At 33.1% G+C, this 25,942-nt stretch carries 20 protein-coding genes; 7 read left to right on the plus strand and 13 right to left on the minus strand.

What is annotated here, in order from left to right:
- The first annotated feature begins 55 nt into the window (after positions 1–55).
- Positions 56–637, plus strand: coding sequence for a nicotinate (nicotinamide) nucleotide adenylyltransferase (gene nadD, locus OZP15_RS02160; RefSeq protein ID WP_269226860.1), 582 nt, complete (start codon positions 56–58; stop codon positions 635–637).
- Positions 638–681: 44 nt separating this feature from the next.
- Here the strand turns inward: nadD and OZP15_RS02165 are convergent, their stop codons facing one another.
- From OZP15_RS02165 to OZP15_RS02175, 3 genes are all read right to left on the minus strand, one after another.
- Positions 682–6,090, minus strand: coding sequence for an AAA domain-containing protein (locus OZP15_RS02165; RefSeq protein ID WP_281336881.1), 5,409 nt, complete (start codon positions 6,088–6,090; stop codon positions 682–684).
- 1 nt (position 6,091) lies between these two features.
- Positions 6,092–7,294 carry a M48 family metalloprotease gene (locus tag OZP15_RS02170; protein WP_269226867.1) on the minus strand — a complete coding sequence of 401 codons (1,203 nt, stop codon included), beginning with the start codon at positions 7,292–7,294 and terminating at the stop codon, positions 6,092–6,094.
- 174 nt (positions 7,295–7,468) lie between these two features.
- Complete coding sequence (locus OZP15_RS02175; protein ID WP_281336882.1) at positions 7,469–8,365, minus strand: LysR family transcriptional regulator; 897 nt, start codon at positions 8,363–8,365, stop codon at positions 7,469–7,471.
- Positions 8,366–8,451: 86 nt separating this feature from the next.
- Between OZP15_RS02175 and OZP15_RS02180 the strand changes: the two genes are divergently transcribed.
- The 3 genes from OZP15_RS02180 to OZP15_RS02190 all read left to right on the plus strand — a co-directional run bounded on the left by OZP15_RS02180 (position 8,452) and on the right by OZP15_RS02190 (position 11,746).
- Positions 8,452–9,216 (plus strand): type 1 glutamine amidotransferase domain-containing protein, encoded by a 765-nt coding sequence (locus OZP15_RS02180; protein WP_281336883.1) that lies wholly within the window; start codon positions 8,452–8,454, stop codon positions 9,214–9,216.
- Between the two features lie 3 nt (positions 9,217–9,219).
- Positions 9,220–10,377: an iron-containing alcohol dehydrogenase gene (locus OZP15_RS02185; protein ID WP_281336884.1), complete on the plus strand. Its 1,158-nt coding sequence runs from the start codon at positions 9,220–9,222 to the stop codon at positions 10,375–10,377.
- A 373-nt stretch (positions 10,378–10,750) separates the two neighbouring features.
- Positions 10,751–11,746: an NAD(P)H-dependent glycerol-3-phosphate dehydrogenase gene (locus tag OZP15_RS02190; RefSeq protein WP_281336885.1), complete on the plus strand. Its 996-nt coding sequence runs from the start codon at positions 10,751–10,753 to the stop codon at positions 11,744–11,746.
- Positions 11,747–11,821: 75 nt separating this feature from the next.
- Here OZP15_RS02190 and OZP15_RS02195 read toward each other — a convergent pair whose 3' ends face one another.
- The 8 genes from OZP15_RS02195 to OZP15_RS02230 form a co-directional block, all read right to left on the minus strand.
- Positions 11,822–12,229, minus strand: a complete 408-nt coding sequence (locus OZP15_RS02195) for a hypothetical protein (RefSeq protein WP_269226870.1) — start codon at positions 12,227–12,229, stop codon at positions 11,822–11,824.
- 48 nt (positions 12,230–12,277) lie between these two features.
- Positions 12,278–13,297, minus strand: coding sequence for a phenylalanine--tRNA ligase subunit alpha (pheS, locus tag OZP15_RS02200; RefSeq protein ID WP_269226871.1), 1,020 nt, complete (start codon positions 13,295–13,297; stop codon positions 12,278–12,280).
- 111 nt (positions 13,298–13,408) lie between these two features.
- The gene (locus tag OZP15_RS02205) at positions 13,409–13,765 is read right to left on the minus strand and encodes a hypothetical protein (protein WP_269226872.1); all 357 of its coding nucleotides are present in this window, start codon (positions 13,763–13,765) and stop codon (positions 13,409–13,411) included.
- A gap of 246 nt (positions 13,766–14,011) precedes the next feature.
- Positions 14,012–15,217: a T9SS type A sorting domain-containing protein gene (locus OZP15_RS02210; protein WP_269226873.1), complete on the minus strand. Its 1,206-nt coding sequence runs from the start codon at positions 15,215–15,217 to the stop codon at positions 14,012–14,014.
- A 5-nt stretch (positions 15,218–15,222) separates the two neighbouring features.
- On the minus strand, positions 15,223–16,314 hold the full coding sequence (locus OZP15_RS02215; RefSeq protein WP_281336886.1) for a right-handed parallel beta-helix repeat-containing protein: 1,092 nt from the start codon (positions 16,312–16,314) through the stop codon (positions 15,223–15,225).
- An 18-nt stretch (positions 16,315–16,332) separates the two neighbouring features.
- Positions 16,333–18,873 (minus strand): T9SS type A sorting domain-containing protein, encoded by a 2,541-nt coding sequence (locus OZP15_RS02220; RefSeq protein WP_281336887.1) that lies wholly within the window; start codon positions 18,871–18,873, stop codon positions 16,333–16,335.
- A gap of 249 nt (positions 18,874–19,122) precedes the next feature.
- Positions 19,123–20,871 (minus strand): sensor histidine kinase, encoded by a 1,749-nt coding sequence (locus tag OZP15_RS02225; RefSeq protein WP_281336888.1) that lies wholly within the window; start codon positions 20,869–20,871, stop codon positions 19,123–19,125.
- A gap of 4 nt (positions 20,872–20,875) precedes the next feature.
- Positions 20,876–21,502: a response regulator gene (locus OZP15_RS02230; RefSeq protein ID WP_269226880.1), complete on the minus strand. Its 627-nt coding sequence runs from the start codon at positions 21,500–21,502 to the stop codon at positions 20,876–20,878.
- 298 nt (positions 21,503–21,800) lie between these two features.
- On the opposite strand from OZP15_RS02230, the gene OZP15_RS02235 reads away from it, so the two are divergent.
- The 3 genes from OZP15_RS02235 (at position 21,801) to OZP15_RS02245 (ending at position 25,229) form a co-directional block, all read left to right on the plus strand.
- Entirely contained in the window at positions 21,801–22,655 is an 855-nt protein-coding gene (locus OZP15_RS02235; RefSeq protein WP_269226881.1) for an MBL fold metallo-hydrolase, read from the plus strand.
- Between the two features lie 86 nt (positions 22,656–22,741).
- Entirely contained in the window at positions 22,742–23,884 is a 1,143-nt protein-coding gene (locus OZP15_RS02240) for a geranylgeranyl reductase family protein (RefSeq protein ID WP_281336889.1), read from the plus strand.
- 595 nt (positions 23,885–24,479) lie between these two features.
- Positions 24,480–25,229, plus strand: coding sequence for an SGNH/GDSL hydrolase family protein (locus OZP15_RS02245; protein WP_281336890.1), 750 nt, complete (start codon positions 24,480–24,482; stop codon positions 25,227–25,229).
- Positions 25,230–25,300: 71 nt separating this feature from the next.
- Here the strand turns inward: OZP15_RS02245 and OZP15_RS02250 are convergent, their stop codons facing one another.
- Together OZP15_RS02250 and OZP15_RS02255 are read right to left on the minus strand one after the other, a co-directional pair.
- Entirely contained in the window at positions 25,301–25,618 is a 318-nt protein-coding gene (locus OZP15_RS02250; RefSeq protein ID WP_269226885.1) for a 2Fe-2S iron-sulfur cluster-binding family protein, read from the minus strand.
- 78 nt (positions 25,619–25,696) lie between these two features.
- Positions 25,697–25,936, minus strand: a complete 240-nt coding sequence (locus tag OZP15_RS02255) for a NifU family protein (protein WP_269226886.1) — start codon at positions 25,934–25,936, stop codon at positions 25,697–25,699.
- Positions 25,937–25,942: the final 6 nt, after the last annotated feature.

Genomic DNA, 25,942 nt, shown 5'->3' on the forward strand with positions numbered 1-25,942 from the left:
AATTGCTTTGTGAATCTTCGTGAAAACTTTGTGAATCTTTGCGAAACAAAACAGTATGAAAATCGGTCTCTATTTCGGAACATTCAATCCTATTCACATGGGGCATTTGATTATTGCTAATCATTTTGCCGAACACACTAGTTTGGATCAAATTTGGATGGTCGTAACGCCACACAATCCGTTGAAAAAGAAAGAGACTTTGTTGGACGATTACCAACGATTACAACTAGTTACTTTGGCTACCGAAGATTATCCAAAAATTAAACCTTCGGATATTGAGTTCAAATTGTCGCAGCCGAATTATACGGTAAATACTTTGGCACATTTGCAGGATAAATTTCCGCAGCATGAATTTTCGTTAATTATGGGTGAAGACAATCTCAAGTCGTTGCACAAATGGAAAAATCACGAGGTCATTTTACAAAATCATGAAGTTTATGTTTATCCTCGCATTTCATCAGAAAGTGAAAATTTAGAACTCAAAAAGCATCCTAAAATTCATTTTATTGCTGCACCTGTCGTTGAAATTTCATCTACTTTTATTCGGAAAAACATCAAGGAAAACAAAAATGTACAACCGCTTTTGCCTTCCAAAGTTTGGGAATATATTGACCATAATAATTTATATAAGAAATAGAAAAAGGCTAAATGAAACATTTAGCCTTTTTTACTTTGTGAATTTTATTCCTTAAAATATTCCTTCGACAGTTTCTGTGCAATTAGTTTTCGTTTTTCTTTTATAGCATCATTTTCGCTTTCAAATGCTTTTACCATTCGCTGTCCTTTGGTACCAATCCTACCGTATTGGACAATGACATTTTGGTTTTCTATAACAATTTCCCAAAACTTATTACTTCCGTTGGATGTATTAATATATCTTTCAAAATCAGTGTTTTCAGCAGTTTCAGGTTGAATTTGTTCTTCGATAATGTCTTCATTTTCTATTTCAACAGCACTGTTTTCAAATTCAACTTCATCAAAAAACAGTTCTTTATTCAATGAAGCACCAATCATTTTAAGAACTCTTGGTTTGTTCTCTATCCAATCCTTCGAATAAATTTGACAAATAGTCCAACCGTTTGTTTTTAAAATTTCTGGTCTCAAAAGATATTGTTCCAAAATATCATTGTTCGAATAATGCAAATCATCATCAATCATAATTCCTAAAACAAATTCCTCATCGTCTGCCGATTTTTTAATTCCTAAATGACATTTGAACTTACTTTGACCAATATTTCGTGTAGCAAAATATCCCATTTTTTCGATTTCGGTTTGTATTTGATCTGTAATTTGACTTGATTCCTGAATGCTGTTTTTACTGTTGATGGAATTCAAAACATTATTCGCCGATTCCAATTCTCCCAAACTAATTAATTCTGCATACTGAAGGTATTTTCTAAAATAATTTGCCCCTTCATTGTATTCATTTTTAATATCAAAATATTTTATAGAACTCACCACACACATACTTTTCTTTGCTCTGGAGAAAATTACATTCAATCTTTTTTCTCCGCCTCGTTTGTTAATTGGACCAAAATTCATCAACATTTTTCCATTCGGATTATAACCGTAACAAGTACTCATAATGATTATATCACGTTCGTCTCCTTGCACATTCTCCAAGTTTTTTATAAAAAGCCCAACAAATTGATTGTTTTCAATACGTTTGTATTCTTCTTCAATTAGATTTTCAAAAACTTTATCTTCAATACAAATCGCTTCAATTGCTGTTTCGATTTCGTTTTGCTGTTCCATCGAAAAAGCTACTATTCCAATGCTTTGCTCCTTATTTTGAGTTAAAATTTCACGAACCATATTAGCGATATATTGCGCTTCTTTTACATTCGACCTCGCATTATATACTCCTTTTTCAATATAATGATAGGATATTGGCTTTGAAAATAAATGATCCAAATTGGCTTTGGCATCCTGGACATCTGTTACAATTATGGGTTTTGCTATTTTGTTGTGATCTTTCAAATCAGGAATTGTCAATAATTTACTGTCATAAAAAGAAGCATTCGAGAAACCAATTAAAGCTTCATGCTTGCTTCGATAATGCCAACCCAACATAATCGACGGAAATTTACGTGCGCCTTGTGTCAGGAAACTATCGGCATCTAATGAAAAAGAATCATTGTCCTCTGCCGTTGCATCTGCCCATAAATCGTCCTGATTGCCTGAAGAACTTCCAAAGAAATTACTTGGAGGCATCTGCATTTCGTCTCCCACAATTATGGTTTGTTTTGCTCTGTAGATAGGAACAAGTCCTTCTTCGAGCGTAATTTGACTCGCTTCATCAAAAATCACAACATCAAAGTAATTTTCATCAACCGGCAAAGTATCCGAAACACTCAAAGGGCTCATCAGCCAAACCGGTTTTATTTCACGAATAATCTGACCCGAATCTGAAGAAGCCAATTCGCGAATAGATTTGAATCGGATGCTTTTACTAAATTCATTTTCCAGAATTTTTCTGCCTTCTGTTATTGATTTTTTTCTTTCTTTCTGTTCCGCTGTCATTCCCGCAACTGACATTTCAGAAGTTAAAATCAAGCTTTTGAGGTTGCTAATTTGTTTGGCTATGATATATTTCCCATTCAGTTCTAATAAGTCTACATGCATTTTTTTGACTTTCTGAATCGAGGTATGCAACAAATCCATGTTGTATCTCTTATGCAAATAATGTGTCGCATAATATTTCTCTAATGATTTTTCGGCCAAAGTAATTTTCAAATGCTTCAGCGGAATTTTTTTAGTTTTCAATAATTGAAAAATAGACGGATTCAAATCCTGAATTTCCTCAAAGAATGAAGCATATAGATTAAAAAAGGCTTTTTTACTGTTAATTTGAATAAGCCCATTTTCAATTTCGGATAAACTTAAATCCTCATAGTTTTCAATACTTTTTGATAATAAATAATCTACTTTGGAAAACAGCTTTTCAATTTCCGAAACTTCTTTACGATCCGATTCATTTAAGTTTTTAACAAAATTTAAAATACTGGAATCTAATTCGCTTTTAAGAATTTCTGTTTTATTCTTTAATTCAAATAAATCTCCTAGGTGGTATTTCTTTTCAAAATTGATTTTCGAATTATTGTATTTTTCTTCTAATTCAAATTGAGCGTGTTGATTTTCTAATATGCTTGTAAGGCTTGGTTTTACAGTATGTTTATTAATTTTATAAACTGCTAAAATTTCACTTTTTATTTTTTTATAATTAGAATTAAAGAAATTAAAAAAGCTCTTCTCGTTTTTACCAATAACTTCCAAAGCCATTTTTGCATCCGTTTCAGATATTTTTTTGGTCCAATATGGAAACTGTTTGGCTAACTTCTCAATATCTTTTTGCAATTCTAATAAAGTCAGTATGTCATTTTCCAATGAATGATAAAGAGTTGTATCGGGAAACAATAAATCGGAAACATTCTTGTCAAAAAATGGAAAAGTATCCTCTGATTTTCGTAAAAAGTCCTGAATTGTAAAAAAGGTGTCCACATTGGTCGGAAGTGAAACAAAATCTAACCTTTCAGAGATATTTTCGAGTGTTTCTTTGCTGTCTTCTATTTCATTTTTCAGATCAGTCAGGTTTTCATATCTGGTAAAAGCATCTATTTGCAAAAAGCGGAAAGGATGCACAGAAAAAAATTCCGATTGATTGGTTTCTTCATTGATAGCAAATAATTTCTCAAAAGATTCCTGATAATTTACCCAATCCTGCAATCCTGCTTTTTCATCAAGAATATTCAAACTATCTAATAAAGCTTTGTGTGAATCGGAAATCAAAGCATCAAAAAGCGATTTGATGGTGAGATTGCTTTCTGAATCAATTTTGGCGTTCATAAAATCATGAAAACCGGAAACTTTCTGAATTTCATCATCAATTTTCTGAACCAAATTATTGCGATTATTTTCTATAGACTGAAAACTGTTTTTTGATGCTGTGAAGTCGTAAAAAGTCTTTTTCAAATCAAAAATAAACTCCTTTTTGTCGGCTTGTGAATCGTGAATTAAACTACACAAGTCATCTAATCCCTGGTTTTTTAATCGATAGAAAACCACATCCAAGGCGGCACGTTTCTCACAAACAAAGAGTACTTTTTTGCCATTAGCGACGTAATTGGCAATCAAATTGGCAATAGTTTGCGATTTTCCTGTTCCTGGAGGCCCCTGAATAATATAGCTTTCTCCAGTTTCCGAATATTTTACTGCATTATTTTGTGTAGGATCGCTCGCAACAACATTGAAAGTCTTGGTAAAACTATTGCTAGATTCTAACTCATTTTTAAAGTCTTTTTTTGCCAATGAATTGAACAAATTTTTAAAAACATTGCTTTCGACATCATTTTCAATAACTTGATTGTAATCCCGAACCAATGACATTTTTTTATAATTAAAATTGCCTAAAACCAAATTACAAGTATCAAATTCCCAACGAAAAGGATTGGTTTCTCCTTCATCAAGATGATAAAATTCTCGTTCTATGGTTTTATTTGGATTAAAAAACTGTGGATTGCTTTTAATATCACTGTTTATCAAATATTCTAAAGACGAAGCTTGTGTAAAAACGTAATTTCTGAAAAGTTCTAAACCATACGGTTGAAAATTTTCCTGCTGGTAAGAATAATTTAAATTTCTTTGATCCTGAATGACTTCTCTCTTTTTAGAACGCTTATTAAACTGGGTCAGGATTTGTTTTGCCTGTGAATGAATGAGTTTAATTTTAGGCTTGTTGCTGTAATCAAGGACAATTCCGGAATTATTTTTCTCTACTTGTAGTTTCAATAATTCATAAATATCCTCTATTTTAGTTTCAGAAAGTTGAATCCGTTCCGGCAAACGAATGTCGTATAACTCCTTTAGCATATTCGCTAAAACTGGATTTATCTCCACTTCAGAATCTAAAAATTCCAATGAATATTGGTCTTTCACGCCTTTTTTCTTGGTCAAGGCTACCGAAACTAAAAGCAAAGGTGAAACTATTTTTTCGGAACTATTTTCTTTGGTATTGAACCAATTCAAATTACATAATGCTAATTTTAATTGGCTAAAACCATATTCGTTAATGTCTTTATTTGCCTCTAAACGGATTTTATCTAACGTAGGAATGATGTATGGATTGTCTCCAATTTCCAAATATTTATTGAGTGAAATTGTGCTGTTGTTGCTGATTTTTTTAGAAATTTCGGGATTCCAATAAAAAATAGAATTAGGATCTATATTCTCATAATTCAAAACCTGCGGAACCGATGAAATCGTAAGATTCAGGAATTTCAAATTCGGCTGAAAATACAAAAGACGATTACGTTTACTATTGTCAAAAAGGCGATTGCGGAGTTTTTCGTGAATAAATTGATTCCTATTTTGTGTTTTAGTAACCACTAAACTTGATAAATCATATTCCGTTTCCGGATTATAATCTCTATAATTTTTAAGTTTTTCGGTGATTTCATTTAAATCTTTCCAACGATTTTCCCGATTCAATTCGGTCATTCCGAGAATAATATTGGCAATAGCAGGATTCATATTGCTATTCAAAAAATACATTTTTTTGCGATATTCCACAAAACGCTTCACATCATCAATATCTGTAAAATCAAATTGCAAAGCAATACTCGCCAAAATCATTCCCAAAATAAAAATATCTGTTAATGGATCATGATGGTCAAATTCGAGTTCAAAACAACTGTAATCTTTTACATAAACAGGCTTTTTTACACTGTCTGCATCATTATCAGAAACACTTTTATCTTCATATTCACTATTTATATCATCGCCAATTTCAACAATATTGTGATGTTCTCCTGTAATTTCAAATACAGAACTTTTACTTTTAAAAAATGGGGCAATCGCTTTTGTATTTTGTCTTATTTCGAACGCATTATCCGTTATATGAAAATGTTGATTTTCGATATAAATAGTTGAAATATCTTGTAAAGAGGCTACTTTTCCTTGATTATGAATTCCCGAAACTGTCTTCAACAACGGCATCATTATAGCAATAATATCGTCGTTGGCAAAAGTTCCTTTCTGAAAATTTTCGGTAATAAATTGATAAAAAGCCGATTCCTTTATTGGTATAATCATCTTAATATGTATTTTCTTTGTCAGATTCTAAAATGCTATTTAATGTAGTCGTGCAATTTTGACAGAATGATTTATATGTTTTTTCAGTAAGATTCAGCTCTTTTTTCAAAATCGTTTTCATATTCTCTTCCAAACCTAATTGTTCAGAAATATCAAGAATATGACCTATAAAACCTTCTTTCAAATCGGGATCGCAAAGTGCAAAATCAAGCATGATGTAGGCATAATAGTCTTTTAGATTTTTCTTACTGTTTTCGATTTTTAATTTAAAAGCATCGTCAATAAAGGCATTGTTGTTTTTATCAGCACTTGAAAAATATTGTTTGTAGAGTGTGGTGCAATATTCAGATTGAGTCCATTTTGGTTTTATAATAATCGAGATTAACTCTTTTGTGATGTCAAAAACCAATGTTTTAGTAAACAAGTTTAATTGATGTAAATCCGTTTTGCCCGAAATAATTTTTTCTATTCTTGAATAGAAATTAGTATTATCCGTTTCAAAAATTTGCAAAGATTTGGCACGAATGAAATTTTCCGGATGCGTTTCTCCTTCGGAACCTTCATTGATTCTTTCTAAAATTTCATTGGCTTGTTTTAAGTAACTTTCTGTTGAAACTTTTTCTAAACCGGTATTTAATTTAACCAAAGTATTGATAGTAGTTTCTAAACTTCCACTCACTTTCAATGCTCCTAAATCACAAAATAGTTCCGTGTATAATTGATATAATCTTGCCGTTTCGTAATAAAACAATTCGCTTCTGTTATCACTGGCAATTGTATTGATAATTCTGTTTGTTATTTCGAAATCACCATTTTCTAAATTGAATAATAAAATGTGCGACAATTCATGAGCAAATAAAACCAATAATTCGTCATCGTTTAGCAATTTCAAAATCGTTCCTGATAAAATAATATGCGCTTCATTTTCAAAGAAAACTACTCCTGCATTATTAGTATCAATGGTTTGTGATTGATAAATCGTAATCGGAATAATGATGCCTAATTTATCTTTTGCGATGCCTAAAATATCATACACTTTTGGTTCAGTTTCCGGATCTAATCTATAGGCATTTTTTAATAAATCGGTTTTATACGCTTCTTGCAGTTCTTCTTTTACTTTTTCTTCAGAAAACCAAGACCAAGTTTTAGCTTGCTTTTTGAAATGATTTCTTAAATCGAAATGGAATGGAAATGGCTTTATCATTGTGTGGTTATTATAGCTCGATTACCTTGGTTGGAATATTAATTGATTGATATCAAATTGCAATTATCTATTTAAACTAAATGCATTTAATTATTATAAATACCTATGATTTACACAAATATAAAAATAGTTTTACAATTTAAAGATTAGTTGAAATAAATCAGAATAATTTAGTTAATCCAACGCTTTTTTCAACTCCGATTCAATATTTTGAAAAATTTCGGTGATATTTTCTTTTTTTCCTGACAATAAAAAAACTTCGGTAGCTGGCATTTCCTTGGAATCCCACAATAGTTGAACTTTTTTTTCGGTGATAAAATTCCTTGCATTACAATTCCAAACTACTGCAACTCCTGTGTTTTTAGACAGCAAATTTAACATTTCATATTCTGATGGAATAATATAATTAGGAACCATTGAGGGTCTTTTTTTATTAAAAACATGCAACCAAAACAATTTAATATGCGGAATTCCAGAATCGTGACTGAACCATTTTTGGTTGTTTAACCAATTTTCGGTTGTTGTCAAATCGTTGTTTTTTAGACTTGTCTTGAACTCTTTGGCATCAATTGTATTGGAACCAATTATAACCTGCTTTATTTCGCCTACTTTTTTTTGAATTGTATCAAAGGTGTCGTACTTTTTCGTCATAATAGCAAAATCGAGTTTTTTAGAATTGACCAATTCAAAAAGCTGATCGTTGGTATAGAACGAAAAATCGATAAAGTCGTACATCGAAAGCAATACACTTCCTAAACTAGACATCAAATGTTTGGAAATCCCGACCGAAATTAATCTATTGGCGTTGAAAGCTTTGGCTCGAAAACCATTTTCCACATTTTCCAGTCGGTCTAAAGCTTCAATGATTAAATTATTGAGTAACTTGGCGTATTCTGTTGGCTCCACTCCTTTCGATTTCCTATTGAAAAGTGTATAACCCACATGCGCTTCTAACATTGATATTTGCTGACTTACCGCAGGCTGGCTAATAAATAATTCTTTGGCAGCCAAAGAGAAATTTCCGTTTTTGTAAACCGATTTAAAGGTACGGTACCATTCGAGATTTACCATGATATAAATATATTTATCACAAACATAATTTAAATTATTTTTACTGATAGCAGATTCGCCTTAAATTTGTAGAAATAAAACAAATCATGAAAAAAATTGTAGCACTACTTATTGTAACATTCATTGCAACTAGCCTAATACTAACGGCACAAAACAAAAAGAAAAAAGACATGAAAAAAGTATTATTTGTGGTTACCAGTCACGATAAATTGGGAAACACAGGAAAAAAAACAGGTTTTTGGACAGAAGAATTAGCAGCTCCTTATTATGCTTTGGTTGACAAAGGAATTCAAATAGACATTGCCACGCCACTTGGCGGACAACCTCCAATTGATCCTAAAAGTGAAGATCCATCAGCAGCAACGGAAGACACCAAAAGATTTGATACCGATAAAGTGTTATTAGAAAAACTTAAAAACACTAAAAAATTATCTGAAGTGAATGAAGCCGATTACGATGCTGTTTTTTATCCTGGTGGTCACGGGCCGCTTTGGGATTTAGCCGAAGATAAAACATCTGCCGATTTGATTGTTGCTTTTTACACGCACAACAAACCTGTTGGTTTTGTTTGTCACGCACCTGGAGTACTCAAAAACGTGAAAATTAATGGCGAATTTTTGGTAAAAGGAAAAAAAGTGACTGGCTTTGCTAATTCAGAAGAAGAAGCGGTTGGTTTAACGAATATTGTTCCATTTTTACTGGAAGATGTATTACAAAAAAACGGCGCAACATACAGCAAAGTAGAAGATTGGCATCCTTTTGCTGTAGAAGATGGTTTGTTAATCACAGGACAAAATCCAGCATCGTCTAAACTGGTTGCCGAAAAATTATTAGAACAATTAAACAAATAGATTATGCTTAACTTCGAATTATACAATCCTACCAATTATGTTTTTGGAAAAGGACAAATAGAAAAATTGGCGACTTTAACGCCAAAAAATGCAAAAATTTTATTGGCTTATGGCGGTGGAAGTATCTTTAAAAACGGCGTTTACGACCAAGTAAAGAAAGCATTAACTGATTTTGAAATTGTAGAATTTGGCGGAATCGAACCCAATCCTCGTTTTGAAACTTTGATGAAAGCGGTAGAAGTTATCCGAGAACAAAACATCGATTTTATATTGGCTGTTGGTGGCGGAAGTGTGATTGATGGTGTAAAATTCGTTTCGGCTGCCGTACATTTTGATGGAAATCCAATCGATATTTTACAAAAAAGATTGTTGATCAAAGAAAACGCCATGCCTTTTGGAACCGTTTTAACCTTACCTGCAACGGGAAGCGAAATGAATTCGGGATCGGTAGTAACTATTGATGCTACGCAAGAAAAATTAGCTTTTGGCGGTAGTGCTATGTTTCCGAAATTCTCTATTTGTGATCCAACGGTGGTTCAATCTCTACCTAAAAGACAAATTGAGAACGGAATCGTAGATGCTTTTACACACGTGATGGAGCAGTATTTAACCTACCCACACGATGCTTTATTGCAAGACCGTTTTTCAGAAGGTATTTTGCAAACCTTAATCGAAATTGGACCAAAAGTAGTTGAAAATCCATCGGATTATAAATTGGCTTCAAACTTTATGTGGTGCGCCACAATGGCTTTGAACGGATTAATTCAAAAAGGAGTTCCAAACGATTGGGCAACACACATGATTGGACACGAATTAACGGCTCTTTACGAAATTGATCACGCTAGAACTTTAGCGATTATTGCTCCTAATTTATATAGAGTGATGTTCGAAACCAAAAAAGGAAAATTAGCACAATACGGAAAACGTATTTTCAATTTAACGGGAACTGACGATGAAATTGCTAACGAAGCCATCAACAAAACCGTTGCTTTTTTTGAAACTATGGGAATGCCAACAAAATTATCAGATTGCACGAAAGATTTCGAAAAAACGGCTGATTTTATTGCCACACGTTTTGAAGAAAGAGGTTGGTTTGCTATGGGCGAAAAACAAAATATCACTCCCGAAAAAGTGAGAGTCATTGTAGAAATGAGTTATTAAAAACCACTCCTTCAAATTATTATTTAACACGGATTTCAAGATTTTAATCTTTTAGATTTTAAATCAATGAAATCCGTGTTTTTTATTTTGACATAAATCCATTAAAAAAGGCGTCCCCAAAATTACTTTCAAGCACGCCTCTTTCAAAAATACTAAAACAAAACTAACTAATTCAATCTACTAAATATTTATAAAAAACCAATTAACAGATAGTTACAACGATGTAACAATAAATATATTGTATGAAAATAAAATATTTTTAATTATTTTTTTAAAGTAGTTTTTTAAGGCTTTTAAAAATCTATTTCTGCACGGTATTTATTGCTTTATTAGTGTAATTTTAAGTACTTTTGGCTTTAAAATTTATAAAATAATGACCAAAAATCTAAAATTTGCAGTAATTGGAGGCGGAAGTTGGGCAACCGCTATTGCCAAAATGCTTTGTGTAAATCTAAAAGAAATCACATGGTATATGCGAAACGAAGATGCCATCGAACATATAAAAATCCATCATCATAATCCAAATTACTTAAGCTCTGTTGAATTTGACATTAAAAAAATACAACTAACTAGCGACATCAACGAAGCGGTGGCTTATGCCGATTATATTATTTTTGCTATTCCTTCGGCTTTTTTAGGTGATGAACTTCAAAAATTGACCGAAAGCCTAGATAATAAAGTGATTTTTTCTGCTATCAAAGGAATCGTTCCTGAAACCAGCTTGATTGTTGGTGAACATTTCAATAGCACTTACCATATTCCTTTTGAAAATATTGGCGTAATTACTGGCCCTTGCCACGCCGAAGAAGTAGCTTTGGAACGTTTGTCGTATCTAACTATAGCTTGTGGTGATGCCGAAAAAGCCAAAATAGTAGCCAAAAGCTTGTCTAGCAATTATATTAAAACCAAAATCTCGGACGATATCATTGGTACAGAATATGCCGCTATGCTCAAGAATATTTATGCCATTGCAGCAGGAATTGCTCACGGATTGGGTTATGGCGATAATTTCCAATCGGTTTTGATGAGTAACGGCATCCGAGAGATGAAAAAATTCATCCGAAAAGTACACAAAATGAAACGAAACATCAATGATTCAGCTTATTTGGGGGATTTATTGGTAACGGGATATTCTGTGTTTTCCAGAAACAGAATGTTCGGAAATATGATTGGAAAAGGCTATACCGTAAAATCTGCCATGATGGAAATGAGTATGGTTGCCGAAGGGTATTACGCAACAAAAAGTGCTTACAACCTTAATCTAAATTATGGGGCTAAAACACCAATTATAGATGCCGTTTACAGCATTTTGTACGAAGGAAAATCTGCGAAAAAGGTTTTTGAAAGACTAACGGAGAAGTTGGATTAAATTTTCAGAATAAAGAAAAAAGAGAATAGAATAAAGACTAATCTTCTTTATTCTATTCTCTTTTTTCTTTTCTTTTTACCTTACAATGACCCCATCCACAAACAAAAGCGGCACTTCCTCTACATAATCTGGTGTGATGGAATTGGCTCTAAAAATATATTTTCTGTCGTATAAGGTGTTACCTATAAAGAACGTAACCATAAACTCATTGTTGAGTGCCAAAACACTTTTTTCAACCATTTCTACTTTTACAAAAGTAACCGATGGAACTTCCATAAAAGCGTGACGCAAAAGTGAGGTTTTTTTCATTTCGCCATTGATAGTTCCAAAAGCTTTAGAAACAATCATTACACTATCCAACTGAAAATCGCTGTCGTTTACTAAATAAATGTACCAAACTTTTTCCATAAAATCGTCGCTCCATTCTTGGACTGCGGCAAGGAAAACGTTTTCCACTTCGGGAATGATGATGTCTTTTTTCATTTTTAAAAATCTTTGTCAAAGTTCTAAACTTTGACAAAGTTGAATTATTTATATACTTGCTCTGAATTGCTCTAAAAAACGAACGTCATTTTCGTAGAACATACGGATGTCACCAATTTGATACAACAACATGGCAATTCTTTCGATTCCCATTCCAAAAGCAAAACCGGTGTATTCCTCTGGGTTAATGTTACAATTTTTCAAAACATTTGGATCGACCATTCCGCAACCACCAATTTCCAGCCAACCGGTTCCTTTGGTGATTCTATAGTCGGTTTCGGTTTTCAAACCCCAGTAAATGTCAATTTCGGCACTTGGTTCTGTGAATGGAAAATAAGAAGGACGAAGACGGATTTTTGATTTCCCAAACATTTCTTTGGTGAAATATAAAAGTGTTTGCTTCAAATCGGCAAAAGAAACGTCTTTGTCAATATATAATCCTTCCACTTGGTGAAAAATACAATGCGAACGCGATGAAACGGCTTCATTACGGAAAACTCTTCCTGGAGAAATCGTTCTAATTGGCGGTTTGTTATTTTCCATATAACGCACTTGCACGGATGAAGTGTGGGTACGCAACAAAATATCGGGATTGGTTTGAATGAAAAAGGTATCCTGCATATCACGCGCCGGATGGTATTCCGGCAAGTTCAATGCGGTGAAATTATGCCAATCGTCCTCAATTTCCGGTCCTTCGGAAACGTTGAAACCAACATTGGAAAAGATGTCGATAATTTGGTTTTTGACCAATGATATTGGATGACGTGAGCCAATGATTACTGGCTCTGCTGAACGTGTTAAATCACCATAAACTCCTTTGCTTTCTTCTTTACTTTCTAAAGATTCCTGAATGGATTTTACTTTTTCTTCTGCAGAAGATTTCAGCAAATTGATTACTTGTCCGAATTCCTTTTTTTGGTCGTTTGGTACGTTTTTGAATTCGGCGAAAAAATCTTTCAAAAGTCCTTTGCTTCCCAGAAATTTGATTCTAAATGCTTCTAGTTCTTCTTTGTTTTGTGTTGAAAAAGCTTGTGCTTCGCCAATATATTCTTTTATCTTGTCTATCATTTTCATCCAATAATTGAGTGTGCAAATTTAGGTAAAAGTTAGAAGTTAGAAGTTAGAAGTTAAAAGTTTTTCTGAAATTCTTAACTGATTACTGCTACTGAACACTGAATACTAATCTATAAGTTCCTTTTCGATAAAATAATTCACAATGGCTTCTTTCATCAAAACGGATTGTTCTCCTGCTTTTAGCGGTGGTAATTCTTCTTTTACCTTGTAATGTGGCCAACCATCTTCATCAAAAAATTCGAATTCATAAAAACCATACGGTTCTAATAATCGACAAATAGCGATGTGCATTAGGTTCAGCTTTTCGTCTTTGGCATAGGTTTGATGCACTTTTCCTAATTCCTGAACACCAATTAAATAAATGATGGCGTCTAAATCTAAATCTTCGCCTTGCGAAAATTGATCAGAAAGTATTGTTACAAGTTTTTCCCAGCGTTCTTTAAGTTGTATATCTCTTGACATTATGATTTTAGATTTTAGATTTTAGATTGTTGATTACAGATTTTTTAATCTAAAAAATTGAAATTTCAACTCTAAAAATACTCGTGTAAAGATACCAACATAATTGCACAATTGAAGATTTTTTCAAAATGAACAAACTAAATTTCTGAATCTTATTGTTTGATTATTTTTTGAGAATAGGTATGATCTTCATTTTCAATGTTCAAAATATAAATTTCATTGGATATTTTTTTAAAATATAATGATTTACTTTTTAATTATTTTTTTTGATATCGCACCATTGGATGTTTTTATCTGCAACAAATACATACCTGTGGCGAGATTGCTTACATTCAACTGTTGTAAATTATTGGATTGTTCAAACACCATTTTTCCTGTGCTGTCAATAATTTTAATATGTTCGAGGGTTTCGTTAGGCAAGGATAGATTCAAAATATCAGTAACGGGGTTAGGATAGAGTTTAAGATTTTCAAAATTTAGATTACCCACCGAGAGTGAAGTTTCAAACTCTGGTCGTCCGTACAAACTCCATTTGCCGTCGTTTCGTTTTACACGCAAGTGCAAAACGTGGTCGCCTTCTTTAAGGTTTTGAGGGATGGTAATATTAAGCACTTCATCCACGCTTTGACCTTGTGTAATCGCTATGGGTGTGGCTGCGCCTACGCCAGGATCTTCGTCAATAAAATATTCGGCGGCAATAAGTTCATTGCCTAAAACTTTTGGTGATTTGTAGAATACCTGCCGTGCATACATTCCCCACTGGTTCGAATTATTTTTTACACGAATGTGAAGTATGTGAACACCTTCTGAAACTGCTGTTAAGGGTATTGAAAGAAATTCATTTAATTGAACACCTTGAGAAATAGGCAAAACTTCGCCATTTCCAACTCCTGGATCCGCATCTAGGAAATACTCTGCGGCAACAATGTTGTTACCCAAAATCTGTGGTGATTTATAAAATGCCTGTCGAGCGTATAATCCCCACTGGTTTAAATTATTCTTCACTCGAAGATGTAAGATGTGAATTCCTGTTGCTACAGAAGTTAAAGGAATCGCAAACCTAGTATCCAAATTTGACCCAGAAGAAATGTTCAATACTGTGGCATTTCCAGTTCCAGGATCGGTATCGAAAAAATATTCTGCTGCGATTATGGTATTATTTAAAGCAGCACTGAAATTGGCAATATAGAATGGTTGTCTTCCATAAAGACTCCATTTATTAGCTTCATTTTTACTCCTCATGTGCAAAATATGAATCCCAGAACTTAAGCTGTTTATGGATAAAGTCACATTTTCGTTGAGTGTTGGAGTGCTGGAGACAGCTACATTAGTTGCATTTCCAACCCCAGGATCGGTATCAAAAAAATATTCTATGTTTGATATTTTAGACTGTCCCATCATTGCAAAACAAGAGAGGAGACAGTATGTTATAATAAAGGAATAACTTCTCATCAGATTTAATTTTTGACGTTAGCTTCTGCCTTAAAATTAACTTGAAGCGTGCCTCCTGCTTCTACAACGGCATTGGTAATGTTGATTTGTTTAGGATAAGGCAAATCGAACGGATACCCATTCATTTGAAACAAAAAGCCTTGACCATATATCCCTAAATCATCGCCATCAGAACCAGCATCAATAGCAGGAGAACCTGTTGCTAGTTTATAATTGTTGGTATATAAAAATCCTGGATTTGAAGGTGTGCCAATAGTAACAAATTGTGGATTGGTATTGTTTAGGTTATTCGTTCCAGAAAGTGTGGCAACAGACCCTCCTCCATAATCAAAAGTCAAACAGTTTTGAAAGTTGATAGTACTGTTGTTAGCAGTGATTGATGATATTACGGCAGTCGTTCCCAAAACAAACATATTGTTGTTCATAGTAGGGTTTAAGCAATTATTAAAAAAGGTGTTGGTGGCACCATTGAAGTTCATAATTATTAAATTATTTGAAACGGTATCAGAGGCTATCAAATAATTAAAAATAGCAGAAGTTGGACTTGTATTTGAAACCATATTGAAAATATTGTGCGAAATAATATTGTTGGCATGTGCGGTACTATTAAAATAGATTGAAAATCCACCAGTAGAATTAAATAGATTCCCTTGAATAATATAATTGTAGGCTTGATAAAAATTCAAATAACCGGTAATGCGATTATTTTGTATCAGTATGTTGTTGAAAGCAAACTCGTTTTGATCACTAATTGTCCCGATTTCTAGTCCAGATATTGATGAGCCAGATGCGTTCGTTGCTTCTGTTGCATTTCTAGATAGTGAAATAGAAGGTAAGATAGCGTGCTCACCATTTGCCAATTCAGGACCATGACCAATGCCTCTTAAGTGAATTTTCTTTTTAATAGATAATCCACCATAACTATTTGGAGATGGATGAATGTAGATAAAATCCCCTGCTTGAGCAGCATCATGTGCCGCTTGTACAGAGCTAAATTGTGCGGTGGTTCCAGGTCTGTTATCCACAGTCCAAGTAGTTTGTGCAAAACTGGCGACGCTTACAAGCATCAAGCCAACATAAAGTGTAATTGTTTTCATAATTTTTTAATTTATTTGTTACTGTTTGATAATTTTTTGAGCATAATTATAGCCTTCATTTTCAATATTCAGAATGTAAATTCCGTTTTGAGAATGGGTTAAATCCAATACTTTGTTTTCCGAAATTTTTCTCGATTGATGAATTATTCTTCCGTTTAAATCAAAAACTTTTATGGAAGCATTTTCTATATTTTGATTTGAACTAATGTTGAAAATTCCTGAAGATGGATTGGGATAAACAGTTAAAGATTGTTTTATAAATTCTTCGGTTGATAATGCTGTTAACTCACCTGGTAATATTCTTGCAATGCGACCCACTGTAACGCCGTTATAAAGAATAAAAACTCCTGAAATTAAAATTTTTCCGTCTGGCTGAATTATAATATTGTCAACACCGCTGCTTATTCCTTGATTGTTAGCAGTCCCCGTTCCTGCAATAAAAGAAGTATCAAGGGTTCCGTCGGTATTGAGTCGGGCTATATTTAAAATTGGAGTACCTCCATAAGAAGTAATAGTTCCTCCTATTATGATTTTTCCATCCGATTGTATTTCCATCGAAGAAGGATTAGTATATGGATTTGTTCCTGTATTTGTAAAAAACATTGATTTTGCTACAAAAGTAGGGTCTAATGATCCATCTGCATTAAGACGTGCCAGTCCTGGTGGTGGACTATTCACACCAGTATAACCAACGAAAGTTCCAGAGATTAACAATTTTCCATCAGACTGTATTTTAACTACATCTACACTCCATTGAACTGAAATTCCTAGATTAAATGTTGTGTCAATTGTCCCATTAATATTGAGTCGGGCTATACATTCTTTAGATGTGCCATTATATTTTTTAAAATTTCCTGCAATTATGATTTTTCCATCTTTTTGTAGAACTATGGAATAAATGACATTATCTGGTCCAGTTCCCGGGTCAAAAGTGGTATCAAGTGTACCATCAATATTAAGCCGGGCAAACCTATTTCTTGTAATGCCATTAAAAGTGGTAAATAGTCCTGAAATCAAAATTTTTCCATCAGTTTGTACAGCAATTGAATAAATACTGTTATTTAGTCCTGTTCCTATATTGAAACTAGTATCCAATGTTCCATCAGTATTAATTCGGGCTATACCATTTCTTGAAACACCATTATAATTGGCAAATCGTCCTCCAATTAAAATTTTCCCATCAGATTGTGTTGTGATGGCATAAACAGAACTACTGGGTCCTGTTCCCGTATTAAAACTAGTATCGAGCGTTCCATCAGCGTTCACACGAACTAATCTTTTTGTTGCAATACCATTATAAGAATTGACATATTCTCCTGTGATTAAAGTTTTTCCATCGGATTGTAATGCCATACAACTAATTGATTGAGTAGATCCACTCCCAAATCCTCCCGGATTTAAGAAACTAGTATCAAGCTTTCCGTCAGCATTCAGTTGGGCAAGTCTGCCTATTAAAGTATTGTTATAAGAAGTAAATCTTCCTCCAATTACAATTTTTCCATCTGTTTTTATAGCGATGGAAGAAATACTTTCATTTGCACCCGTTCCTGAATCAAAAGAGTTGTCTAATGTCCCATCTGTATTTAATCTTGCTATACTGTTTTTGGCAGAACCATTATAGGTTGTAAATACACCTCCAATCAAAATTTTTCCGTCGGACTGAATTGCGATACTTTCAATAGTTGAATTAGTCCCAGTTCCCATATTAAAAGTGTTGTCTAATGTTCCATTAGGATTCAGTCTTGCTAGACAGCTTCTTGGTGTAAAATTGTAAGCGGAAAAGTATCCGCCAATTAAAATTTTTCCGTCAGCCTGAATGGCAACGGCTTCTATTCCATAGGCTCCATTTCCTGAATAAAAAGAGGTGTCAAGCGTTCCATCAGTATTTAGTCGGGCAATATTTTTACTAGTCATACCATTATAGGAGGAAAAATAACCTACTATTATAATTTTCCCATCACTTTGAATAGCTAATTTAGTGACTCCTCCATTTGGTCCTGTTCCATTGTCAAATGTAGTGTCAAGTGCTCCATCGGGTTCTAATCTTACAATTTTAGTTGCTCCAAAACCATTGCTGGCAGTATAAGTTCCTGCAACAAGAATATTTCCGTTTGCTTGTACTACAAAAGAAGAACAAGAATTTAAACCAGTGGCTGGAATAAAACTGGCATCAACTGTTCCATCTGTATTTAGTCGGGCAATCTTATTTTTGGTAATACCATTAAATGCAGTAAAACCTCCTATGATTAAAATTTTCCCGTCTGATTGTAACGCTATTGAAGAAATATTTCCGTTAGCTCCAGTTCCTATATCAAAAGAGCTGTCTAGTGTTCCATCAGCGTTCAGTCGCATGATACGGTTTTTGGACTTATAATCATAACTCGTAAATTCTCCTGCTACAATTATTTTTCCATCTGCTTGTTCTATAACAGATTTTACAGCACCGCTTGCACCTGCACCTATTATAGCATTAAAGGTTTTATCGATTTCTCCAGGTTGTGCATACATTCCTCCAATGATAAGGAATGAGAATAAATTTATGAGTAGTTTTTTTTTCATAATTATTGTTTTTTAGAATTTTGGGTATCTTTAAAATCAGGTGTTCAATTAGAATTTACACTGTAAAGTTCAAATAAAATGAAATGTCTTACAATACGCAATTAAGAGTACTGCCGAATGTGATTTTAGGAGTTGTAAATCACTAAAAATCAATGTCTAGATGATTTGACCTAATTCGATTTGTTATCGGGGCAAAAAAAAATACGCCCAATGGCGTATTCACTTTTCTTACATCTATTTTTGGTTGTATTAAAAAGGAATTTTGATACTGATTTTCAATCCATTATTGGATTCCATTTTCAAATCGCCTTTTAGATTGTTGATTCTTTTTTTAATGTTTACCAATCCATTACCGAATTTATTGGCTTTCTGCATCCCTTTACCGTTGTCCTCAATGGTAATTAAAAGAGCTTTTTTGTCTAGCGACGAAATGGTAATTATTATTTTAGTGGCATCAGCGTGTTTGATAGAGTTATTCAGTATTTCTTTGATGGTAAAAAACAAATTTTTTCGAGTATTTCCGTTCAATATTTTAGTCGAAATACCTTCAATATCATCCGAAAAAAGCAATTTAATTTCAGTGCCATCTAGGAATTTGTAAGCATACTGTTTTACATATTCCGAAAAATTTTGAACGTTATTGTTATCGGTATTTAATGACCAGATAAACGCATTGAGACGTTGGGAAATTTCAGAACTGGTATTGCTGATTTTGTCAATCAATATTTTTTGTTTGTCATTGGGATCGTAATTTTTCAATAAATTAGTGTTGATTAAAATGCTACTTAATTCACTACCAATATCATCGTGAAGGTCTTTACTAATTTCATTTTTCTGATCTAAAATGATTTTTTGCAACCTGTTTTTTCTTCTAATGATAACAATGATTAATATTAAAATGAATCCGAAAAAAATTGTAGCCAGAAGTTGTAAAACTTTGATGTTTTTCTGTTTATCCAGTTCATTGATTTTGGATTGCAGTAATTTGTTTTCACTATTGATGTATTGATCTGTAATGTTTTGAATGTAAAAATTCCCGTTTTGATTGATGTTTTTTTCCAATTCCAATAACTTTCCTTGGGTTGATAGCAATAAGTTTTTGTCATTTAGAGCTTGAAATTTAGCTAACGATTGCTCGTAAAAAAGTTTTTGAAAAGAAGCATTTACAGCGTGTTTTTTTATTAATTCTTCTCCTTTTTCAAAATAATATTTTGCCATTTGAGATGGATCAGAACAACATTCCATCAAATTTCCGTAACCCAACAAAGCAGTATCATAAATAGCCGCATTCAATGAAGTTGCGACGGTTTTTTTGAAATAAAATGTAGCAGAATCTTTTATGTTTTGTTTTAAAAATAACTCGCCAAAAGTGCGTTCCACATTAGCAATACATCTTTTGTCATTAAAATTTTTAGCAAAATCATAAGCTCTTTTATTATAAAAATAAGCCGAATCCAGTTGCTTGGTTTTGATTTTTAATTGGGCAAGATCATTGTAAATGTATTCTTTATTGATTTGGTATCTTTTACGACTGATATCCATTTTGACTGGAAAATAGTGCTTGGCTTTATGGAAAGAAGTTTCGGCTTTGGTTAATTTTCCCATTTCAAACCAGTTGATTCCTTCTATTAAATAAGCGTTAGAAAGATGCAAACTGTCCTTGGAAATTTTGGCTAATGCAATAGCTTTTTGAGCTTCGTGTAAACCAAATTGATACAAACCTGAATAATAAAACAATTCTGACTGCAAGCTGTTTACATAATATTGCTGCTGGTCATCAGGATTTTTCAGAAGCATTTTTTTAGAATAATCCAGCCATTTTTGGGCTTCTTCAATTTGGTCGATTTCTAAATATTCTTCGGAAATTGCGGTTGCATTAGCGATTTTGCAACTGCTGGATTCACATTTTGCAAATGCCTTTTTTTGCTCTGAAATTGTTTTTTGAGGAAAAACAAAAACAGCGTAAAATAGAAAAAATAAGAAGTAAATCCATTTCATTTTTCTATCGTTTTAGATACATATTTACCGCTTCGACTCTAGTATTTACTTGTAGTTTTTCATAAATATGTTGAATGTGTTTCCGAACCGTTCCACCACTTATTTGAAGACTGTCGGCTACTTCTTTGTTCATTTTTCCAGTTGCCAAAAGTTCTAAAATTTCGTTTTCACGAGGGGTTAATAAAAGTACACTTTCGTCAATAGCTTCAAATTTCGAAAAACTCGCTACCACTTTTCGGGCAATACTACTACTCATCGGACTTCCTCCATCGAATAAATCGTTCAGCGCATCGATGATTTTGGTTGGACCTTCGGTTTTTAAAATATAGCCGCTGGCACCTGCTTTCAGACTTTTGAAAATAATCTCATCGTCTTCATACGAAGTACACATTAAAAAAAGAAGTTTAGGTTTTTTAGTTTTTAAAATCGAAACACATTCATAGCCATTATAGCCTGGTAAATTCACGTCCATAAGTAGTGCATCAATTTCTATGGTAGGTACAATTTCTATGGCGGTTTCTGCATTTTCGAAAGTTCCAACGAGTTCAAACTGATCCGTAAACTGAATCATCATAGCCATTGCTTCTCTCAAATCACGGTTATCTTCAACAATGCCTATCTTCTTTTTCATCTTGCAAATTCTTTAAACAATATTAAAAATAATAAACCAAATCTAAAATACGCAATTAAGCGTAGGGAATACAAGATATTCATTTAAAATTTTTAGCCACGAATTACACAAATGAACACGAATTATGAATTGTATTAATTACACGAATTATTAAAATTTATAGAATCGGAGTAATTCAATTTTGATAAAAATTAGTGACAATTGGTGTAATTCGTGGCTAACTTTTTTTTAAAAGCGAATGTTTTACAAGGAATAAAATTAAACTATTAAATTGCATTAAATTACAATTAGTCCACAAATGAAACTTTACCCTATAGAAACTGGAAATTTCAAGCTCGATGGCGGAGCTATGTTTGGCGTTGTTCCTAAAACCATTTGGAACAAAACTAATCCTGCCGACAATAACAACCTGATTGATTTAGCTGCACGTTGCTTGCTTATCGAAGACGGAAACCGCCTAATTCTGATTGATAACGGAATGGGAAACAAACAATCCGAGAAGTTTTTTGGTTATTATTCGCTTTGGGGAACTCATTCTTTAGACAACTCTTTGGAAAAGTATGGTTTTCACCGTGATGATGTTACCGATGTTTTTTTGACTCATTTGCATTTTGACCATTGTGGCGGAAGCGTCAATTGGAACAAAGATAAAACAGGTTATGAACTCGCTTTCAAAAACGCCAACTATTGGACGAATGAAAATCATTGGGAATGGGCAACAAAACCCAATGCCCGTGAAAAAGCTTCCTTTTTATCCGAAAATATTCTGCCTATTCAAGAAAGCGGACAATTGAATTTTATTGATAAACCAACTTCAGATTTTGAAATTTGTAATTTGGGATTTTATATTTTTTATGCTGATGGTCACACCGAAAAACAAATGATTCCACAAATCCAATATCAGGATAAAACCATTTGTTTTATGGCAGATTTGTTGCCAACCGTTGGGCATATTCCTTTGCCTTACGTGATGGGATACGACACCAGACCATTATTAACTATGCCCGAAAAGTCTAAATTTCTGAACACAGCCGCCGAAAATAATTATTATTTATTTTTGGAACACGATGCACACAACGAAATCATAACCGTTGAACAAACAGAAAAAGGGGTTCGATTGAAAGAGATTTTTAAGTGTGAGGACATTTTTTAATTTAGAAGTATTAACTAGTTATAGAATTATGATTAAAACATTTTTTGCTTTTTAACCACAATTCCTTTAGTTTTGAAAAAAAACGAATGAAAGTATTTGATGTCGCCATAATTGGTAGTGGACCTGCAGGAGCTTCGGCAGCACTGGAATTGTCTAAAAGCGGAATTTCGACAGTAATTATTGAGAAAGAAATTTTACCAAGATATAAAACTTGTGGCGGCGGTTTCGTTTATCGAGGAAGAAAGAGTATGCCTTTTGATATCGCTTCTGTGGTAGAAAAAGAATTTTTTGAAGTAGATACTTATTTTGCCAATACCAATCTCAAATATACAACCCAAAGAAATCAACCCATTATCAGTATGATTATGCGGGATACTTTTGATAATTTGATTGTAGAAAAATCAAAAGAAAACGGAGTTACGCTGTTGCAAAATCATAAGGTTTTAGATATTACATTTGGTGATATTCAAACCATTCACACATCCGAAGGCGATGTTCAAGCCAAGTTTATCATTGCTGGCGATGGTGCTTTAAGTCCTGTAGCCAAAATAGCGGGATGGAAAGAAACCCGAACCATAATTCCCGCATTAGAATATGAAGTAGAAGTTCCTGCAGCCGATTTTGAACGATTGTCAAAAAATGTTCGCTTTGATGTAGATGCAATTCCTTTGGGTTATGGCTGGTGTTTTCCTAAAAAAAATCATTTATCCATTGGTGTTGGTGTTTTTGTCAAGACAAAACAAAAGATAGATTTAAAAAAATACTATGCCGATTATCTAAAAATTTTAGGCATTACTGAAATTATTAGCGAACAAGCTCATGGTTTTGTCATTCCTGTTTCGCCAAGAACAGATACTTTTGTTCAAAAGAATGTATTTTTGATAGGAGATTCAGCAGGATTTGCCGATCCATTAACGGCCGAGGGGATTTCGAATTCTATATTAAGTGGCGTTTTAGCGGCACAATCTATTGTCGAAAGTAATCTTGATTCAGCACAAGCGGCAACATTGTATCAACAAAAATTAGAGGATGGTATTCTGCCTGAAATTAAAACAGGAGTTCTTTTGTCTAAACTTTTCTATGAGAAAAAAAGAATGAGAAACCTTTTTCTCAAAAAATTTGGGCAACATTTAGCCGAAGCCATGACCGATGTTTTTATGGGTGATAGAAGTTATCCTAAAGATTACAAAGCGTCTATTCGAAGAAAAATCAAGGAGGTTTTGTTTTGATTTAAGCAATGGTCAATATTTAATTTCCATACAAATTCATCCAAAATATAATTTGAGGAACTGTCAGTAAAGTGGGCAACAAAAACTGCCAATTTGAAAAATCAAAGTCACGTCATGAAAACTGTTTTTTCCAAACAAAAACTTCTCACACATACTCTTTAAGAAAGACAATAACCAATAAAAAACATTCTTTTAAATTTTTTAGCCAAATTTAAATCCTTAAATATCAATCTCTTTGAGATAAATTAACTCGTTGGGTGTAATTCATTTTTTTTTAAAACACATAGAAACATAGTTTTTTTATTAGTTCATTCTAGACGCTTCGCTTGATTTTAGTAAATCATAGCTATGTGAATCCAAGTATTGGTCTATCTAACTCTTTTTTCTATGATTCTATGCGTTTCAATTTTTACTATTTCTAAAAATTTAATAAATTACACCCAACGGGTTAAATTAATACTACACAAGGTATTCTATGAGATACAACATTAAACAACTTAAAATTTGAATACAGTTTTTTTTTTTGTAACTAATTTAAAATGTAAATCCAAAATTAAAATTAAAACGTAACTTTAAAAGATACAATTTAATAATAATGAGAACGATATTGATATTACTAATGTCCTTTTTTTTTCTCGCTACAATCACAAGTTGCAGCAGCGAAAATCCAAGTGCTAAATCTGAAACAAATCCAATAGTGTCAGATTCATCGCCAGAAGTTTTAACCCAATCTGCAACCATAACCTATTTAGCTCTTGGCGACAGTTATACTATAGGTCAAAGCGTATGCGAAAGTTGTAGATTTCCAGAGCAACTCATAAAATCTTTAAAAAATTTGAATGGAGAAAATAATTTTTCTGTTGAAATAATTGCTAGAACAGGTTGGACAACAACTAATTTAATTAATGCTATTGATCAACAAAAACCAAGTAATAACTATGATTTAGTTACCTTATTAATTGGTGTAAACAATCAATATCAGGGTGTGAATTTTAGTGTTTACGAAAAAGAATTTCCAGAATTAATAACTAAAGCCATTGGCCTTGCTAAAGGAGATAAAACAAGATTAATTGTGGTTTCTATACCCGATTATGCTTATACACCTTTTGGACAGAGTTTCGGGAATCCAGCTTCAATTTCGACCGAAATTGACCGTTACAATACCTTTGCAAAATCATATTGTCAAAATAACGGAATTCTTTTTATTAACATTACCGATATTACCCGCAATGGGCTAAACAATCCAATACTAGTAGCTAATGATGGACTACATCCGTCGGAAACTGCTTATTATTATTTTGTCGAAAGAATGGTACCTAAAGCGGTGGCTATTCTAAAAAAATGATGGTGAATCCAATAAAAAAAACCTCAAATAATTTAAAACTATTTGAGGTTACTTTTTTTAAATTGAAATTCTTAATATTCAGGAGCCAGTTCTAACTCTAAACCTTCTAATTCTACAGTAATAGGAATTTGGCAACCCAAACGACTATTCGACTTTACATAAAAAGCTTCTGATAGCATAGCTTCTTCATCATCGCCCATTTCTGGTAAGGCAACATCATTCAGCACATAACACTGACAAGAAGCACACATTGCCATTCCGCCACAAGTTCCTTCAACAGGAAGCTCGTAGGCTTTACACAACTCCATAATATTCATTGCCATATCCGTTGGAGCTTGTAATTCGTGAACAACTCCTTCTCGGTCTTTAATTTTTATTAATACATCCATTGTAACCTAGTAATTGGGTAATTTATTATTCGTTTTTTTGCAGGAATGATTTAATCCAAAGTTATCGTGTTGCTTCAGTTATGCAACGTTGACAACAGTTTCTATTTGCGGAACATACTTTTTGATAGTCGTTTCTACACCTGCTTTTAGCGTCATGTGGCTTACGCTACAACTATTACAAGCTCCTTCAAGACGAACTTTTACATGTTTTCCGTCTTCAACAGAAACCAATTGAATGTCGCCTCCATCAGAATTCAAAAAAGGTCTGATTTCTTCCAGTGCCTTTAAGATATTTTCGTTTATTTCTTCTGCTGTCATTTTTTT

Origin of the sequence: Flavobacterium eburneipallidum, assembly GCF_027111355.2 — a bacterium.
Lineage (GTDB): Bacteria > Bacteroidota > Bacteroidia > Flavobacteriales > Flavobacteriaceae > Flavobacterium > Flavobacterium eburneipallidum.

What these genes read in the sequence shown, in the direction of transcription:
- OZP15_RS02230 (WP_269226880.1), bottom strand. Translation starts at nt 21,502, where the DNA reads ATGAAAAAGAAGATAGGCATTGTTGAAGATAACCGTGATTTGAGAGAA.
- OZP15_RS02180 (WP_281336883.1), top strand. Translation starts at nt 8,452, where the DNA reads ATGAAAAAAATTGTAGCACTACTTATTGTAACATTCATTGCAACTAGC.
- OZP15_RS02205 (WP_269226872.1), bottom strand. Translation starts at nt 13,765, where the DNA reads ATGTCAAGAGATATACAACTTAAAGAACGCTGGGAAAAACTTGTAACA.
- OZP15_RS02255 (WP_269226886.1), bottom strand. Translation starts at nt 25,936, where the DNA reads ATGACAGCAGAAGAAATAAACGAAAATATCTTAAAGGCACTGGAAGAA.
- OZP15_RS02190 (WP_281336885.1), top strand. Translation starts at nt 10,751, where the DNA reads ATGACCAAAAATCTAAAATTTGCAGTAATTGGAGGCGGAAGTTGGGCA.
- OZP15_RS02240 (WP_281336889.1), top strand. Translation starts at nt 22,742, where the DNA reads ATGAAAGTATTTGATGTCGCCATAATTGGTAGTGGACCTGCAGGAGCT.
- OZP15_RS02245 (WP_281336890.1), top strand. Translation starts at nt 24,480, where the DNA reads ATGAGAACGATATTGATATTACTAATGTCCTTTTTTTTTCTCGCTACA.
- OZP15_RS02220 (WP_281336887.1), bottom strand. Translation starts at nt 18,873, where the DNA reads ATGAAAAAAAAACTACTCATAAATTTATTCTCATTCCTTATCATTGGA.
- OZP15_RS02185 (WP_281336884.1), top strand. Translation starts at nt 9,220, where the DNA reads ATGCTTAACTTCGAATTATACAATCCTACCAATTATGTTTTTGGAAAA.
- OZP15_RS02195 (WP_269226870.1), bottom strand. Translation starts at nt 12,229, where the DNA reads ATGAAAAAAGACATCATCATTCCCGAAGTGGAAAACGTTTTCCTTGCC.
- OZP15_RS02165 (WP_281336881.1), bottom strand. Translation starts at nt 6,090, where the DNA reads ATGATTATACCAATAAAGGAATCGGCTTTTTATCAATTTATTACCGAA.
- OZP15_RS02215 (WP_281336886.1), bottom strand. Translation starts at nt 16,314, where the DNA reads ATGAAAACAATTACACTTTATGTTGGCTTGATGCTTGTAAGCGTCGCC.
- OZP15_RS02170 (WP_269226867.1), bottom strand. Translation starts at nt 7,294, where the DNA reads ATGATAAAGCCATTTCCATTCCATTTCGATTTAAGAAATCATTTCAAA.
- OZP15_RS02225 (WP_281336888.1), bottom strand. Translation starts at nt 20,871, where the DNA reads ATGAAATGGATTTACTTCTTATTTTTTCTATTTTACGCTGTTTTTGTT.
- pheS (WP_269226871.1), bottom strand. Translation starts at nt 13,297, where the DNA reads ATGATAGACAAGATAAAAGAATATATTGGCGAAGCACAAGCTTTTTCA.
- OZP15_RS02235 (WP_269226881.1), top strand. Translation starts at nt 21,801, where the DNA reads ATGAAACTTTACCCTATAGAAACTGGAAATTTCAAGCTCGATGGCGGA.
- OZP15_RS02210 (WP_269226873.1), bottom strand. Translation starts at nt 15,217, where the DNA reads ATGAGAAGTTATTCCTTTATTATAACATACTGTCTCCTCTCTTGTTTT.
- nadD (WP_269226860.1), top strand. Translation starts at nt 56, where the DNA reads ATGAAAATCGGTCTCTATTTCGGAACATTCAATCCTATTCACATGGGG.
- OZP15_RS02250 (WP_269226885.1), bottom strand. Translation starts at nt 25,618, where the DNA reads ATGGATGTATTAATAAAAATTAAAGACCGAGAAGGAGTTGTTCACGAA.
- OZP15_RS02175 (WP_281336882.1), bottom strand. Translation starts at nt 8,365, where the DNA reads ATGGTAAATCTCGAATGGTACCGTACCTTTAAATCGGTTTACAAAAAC.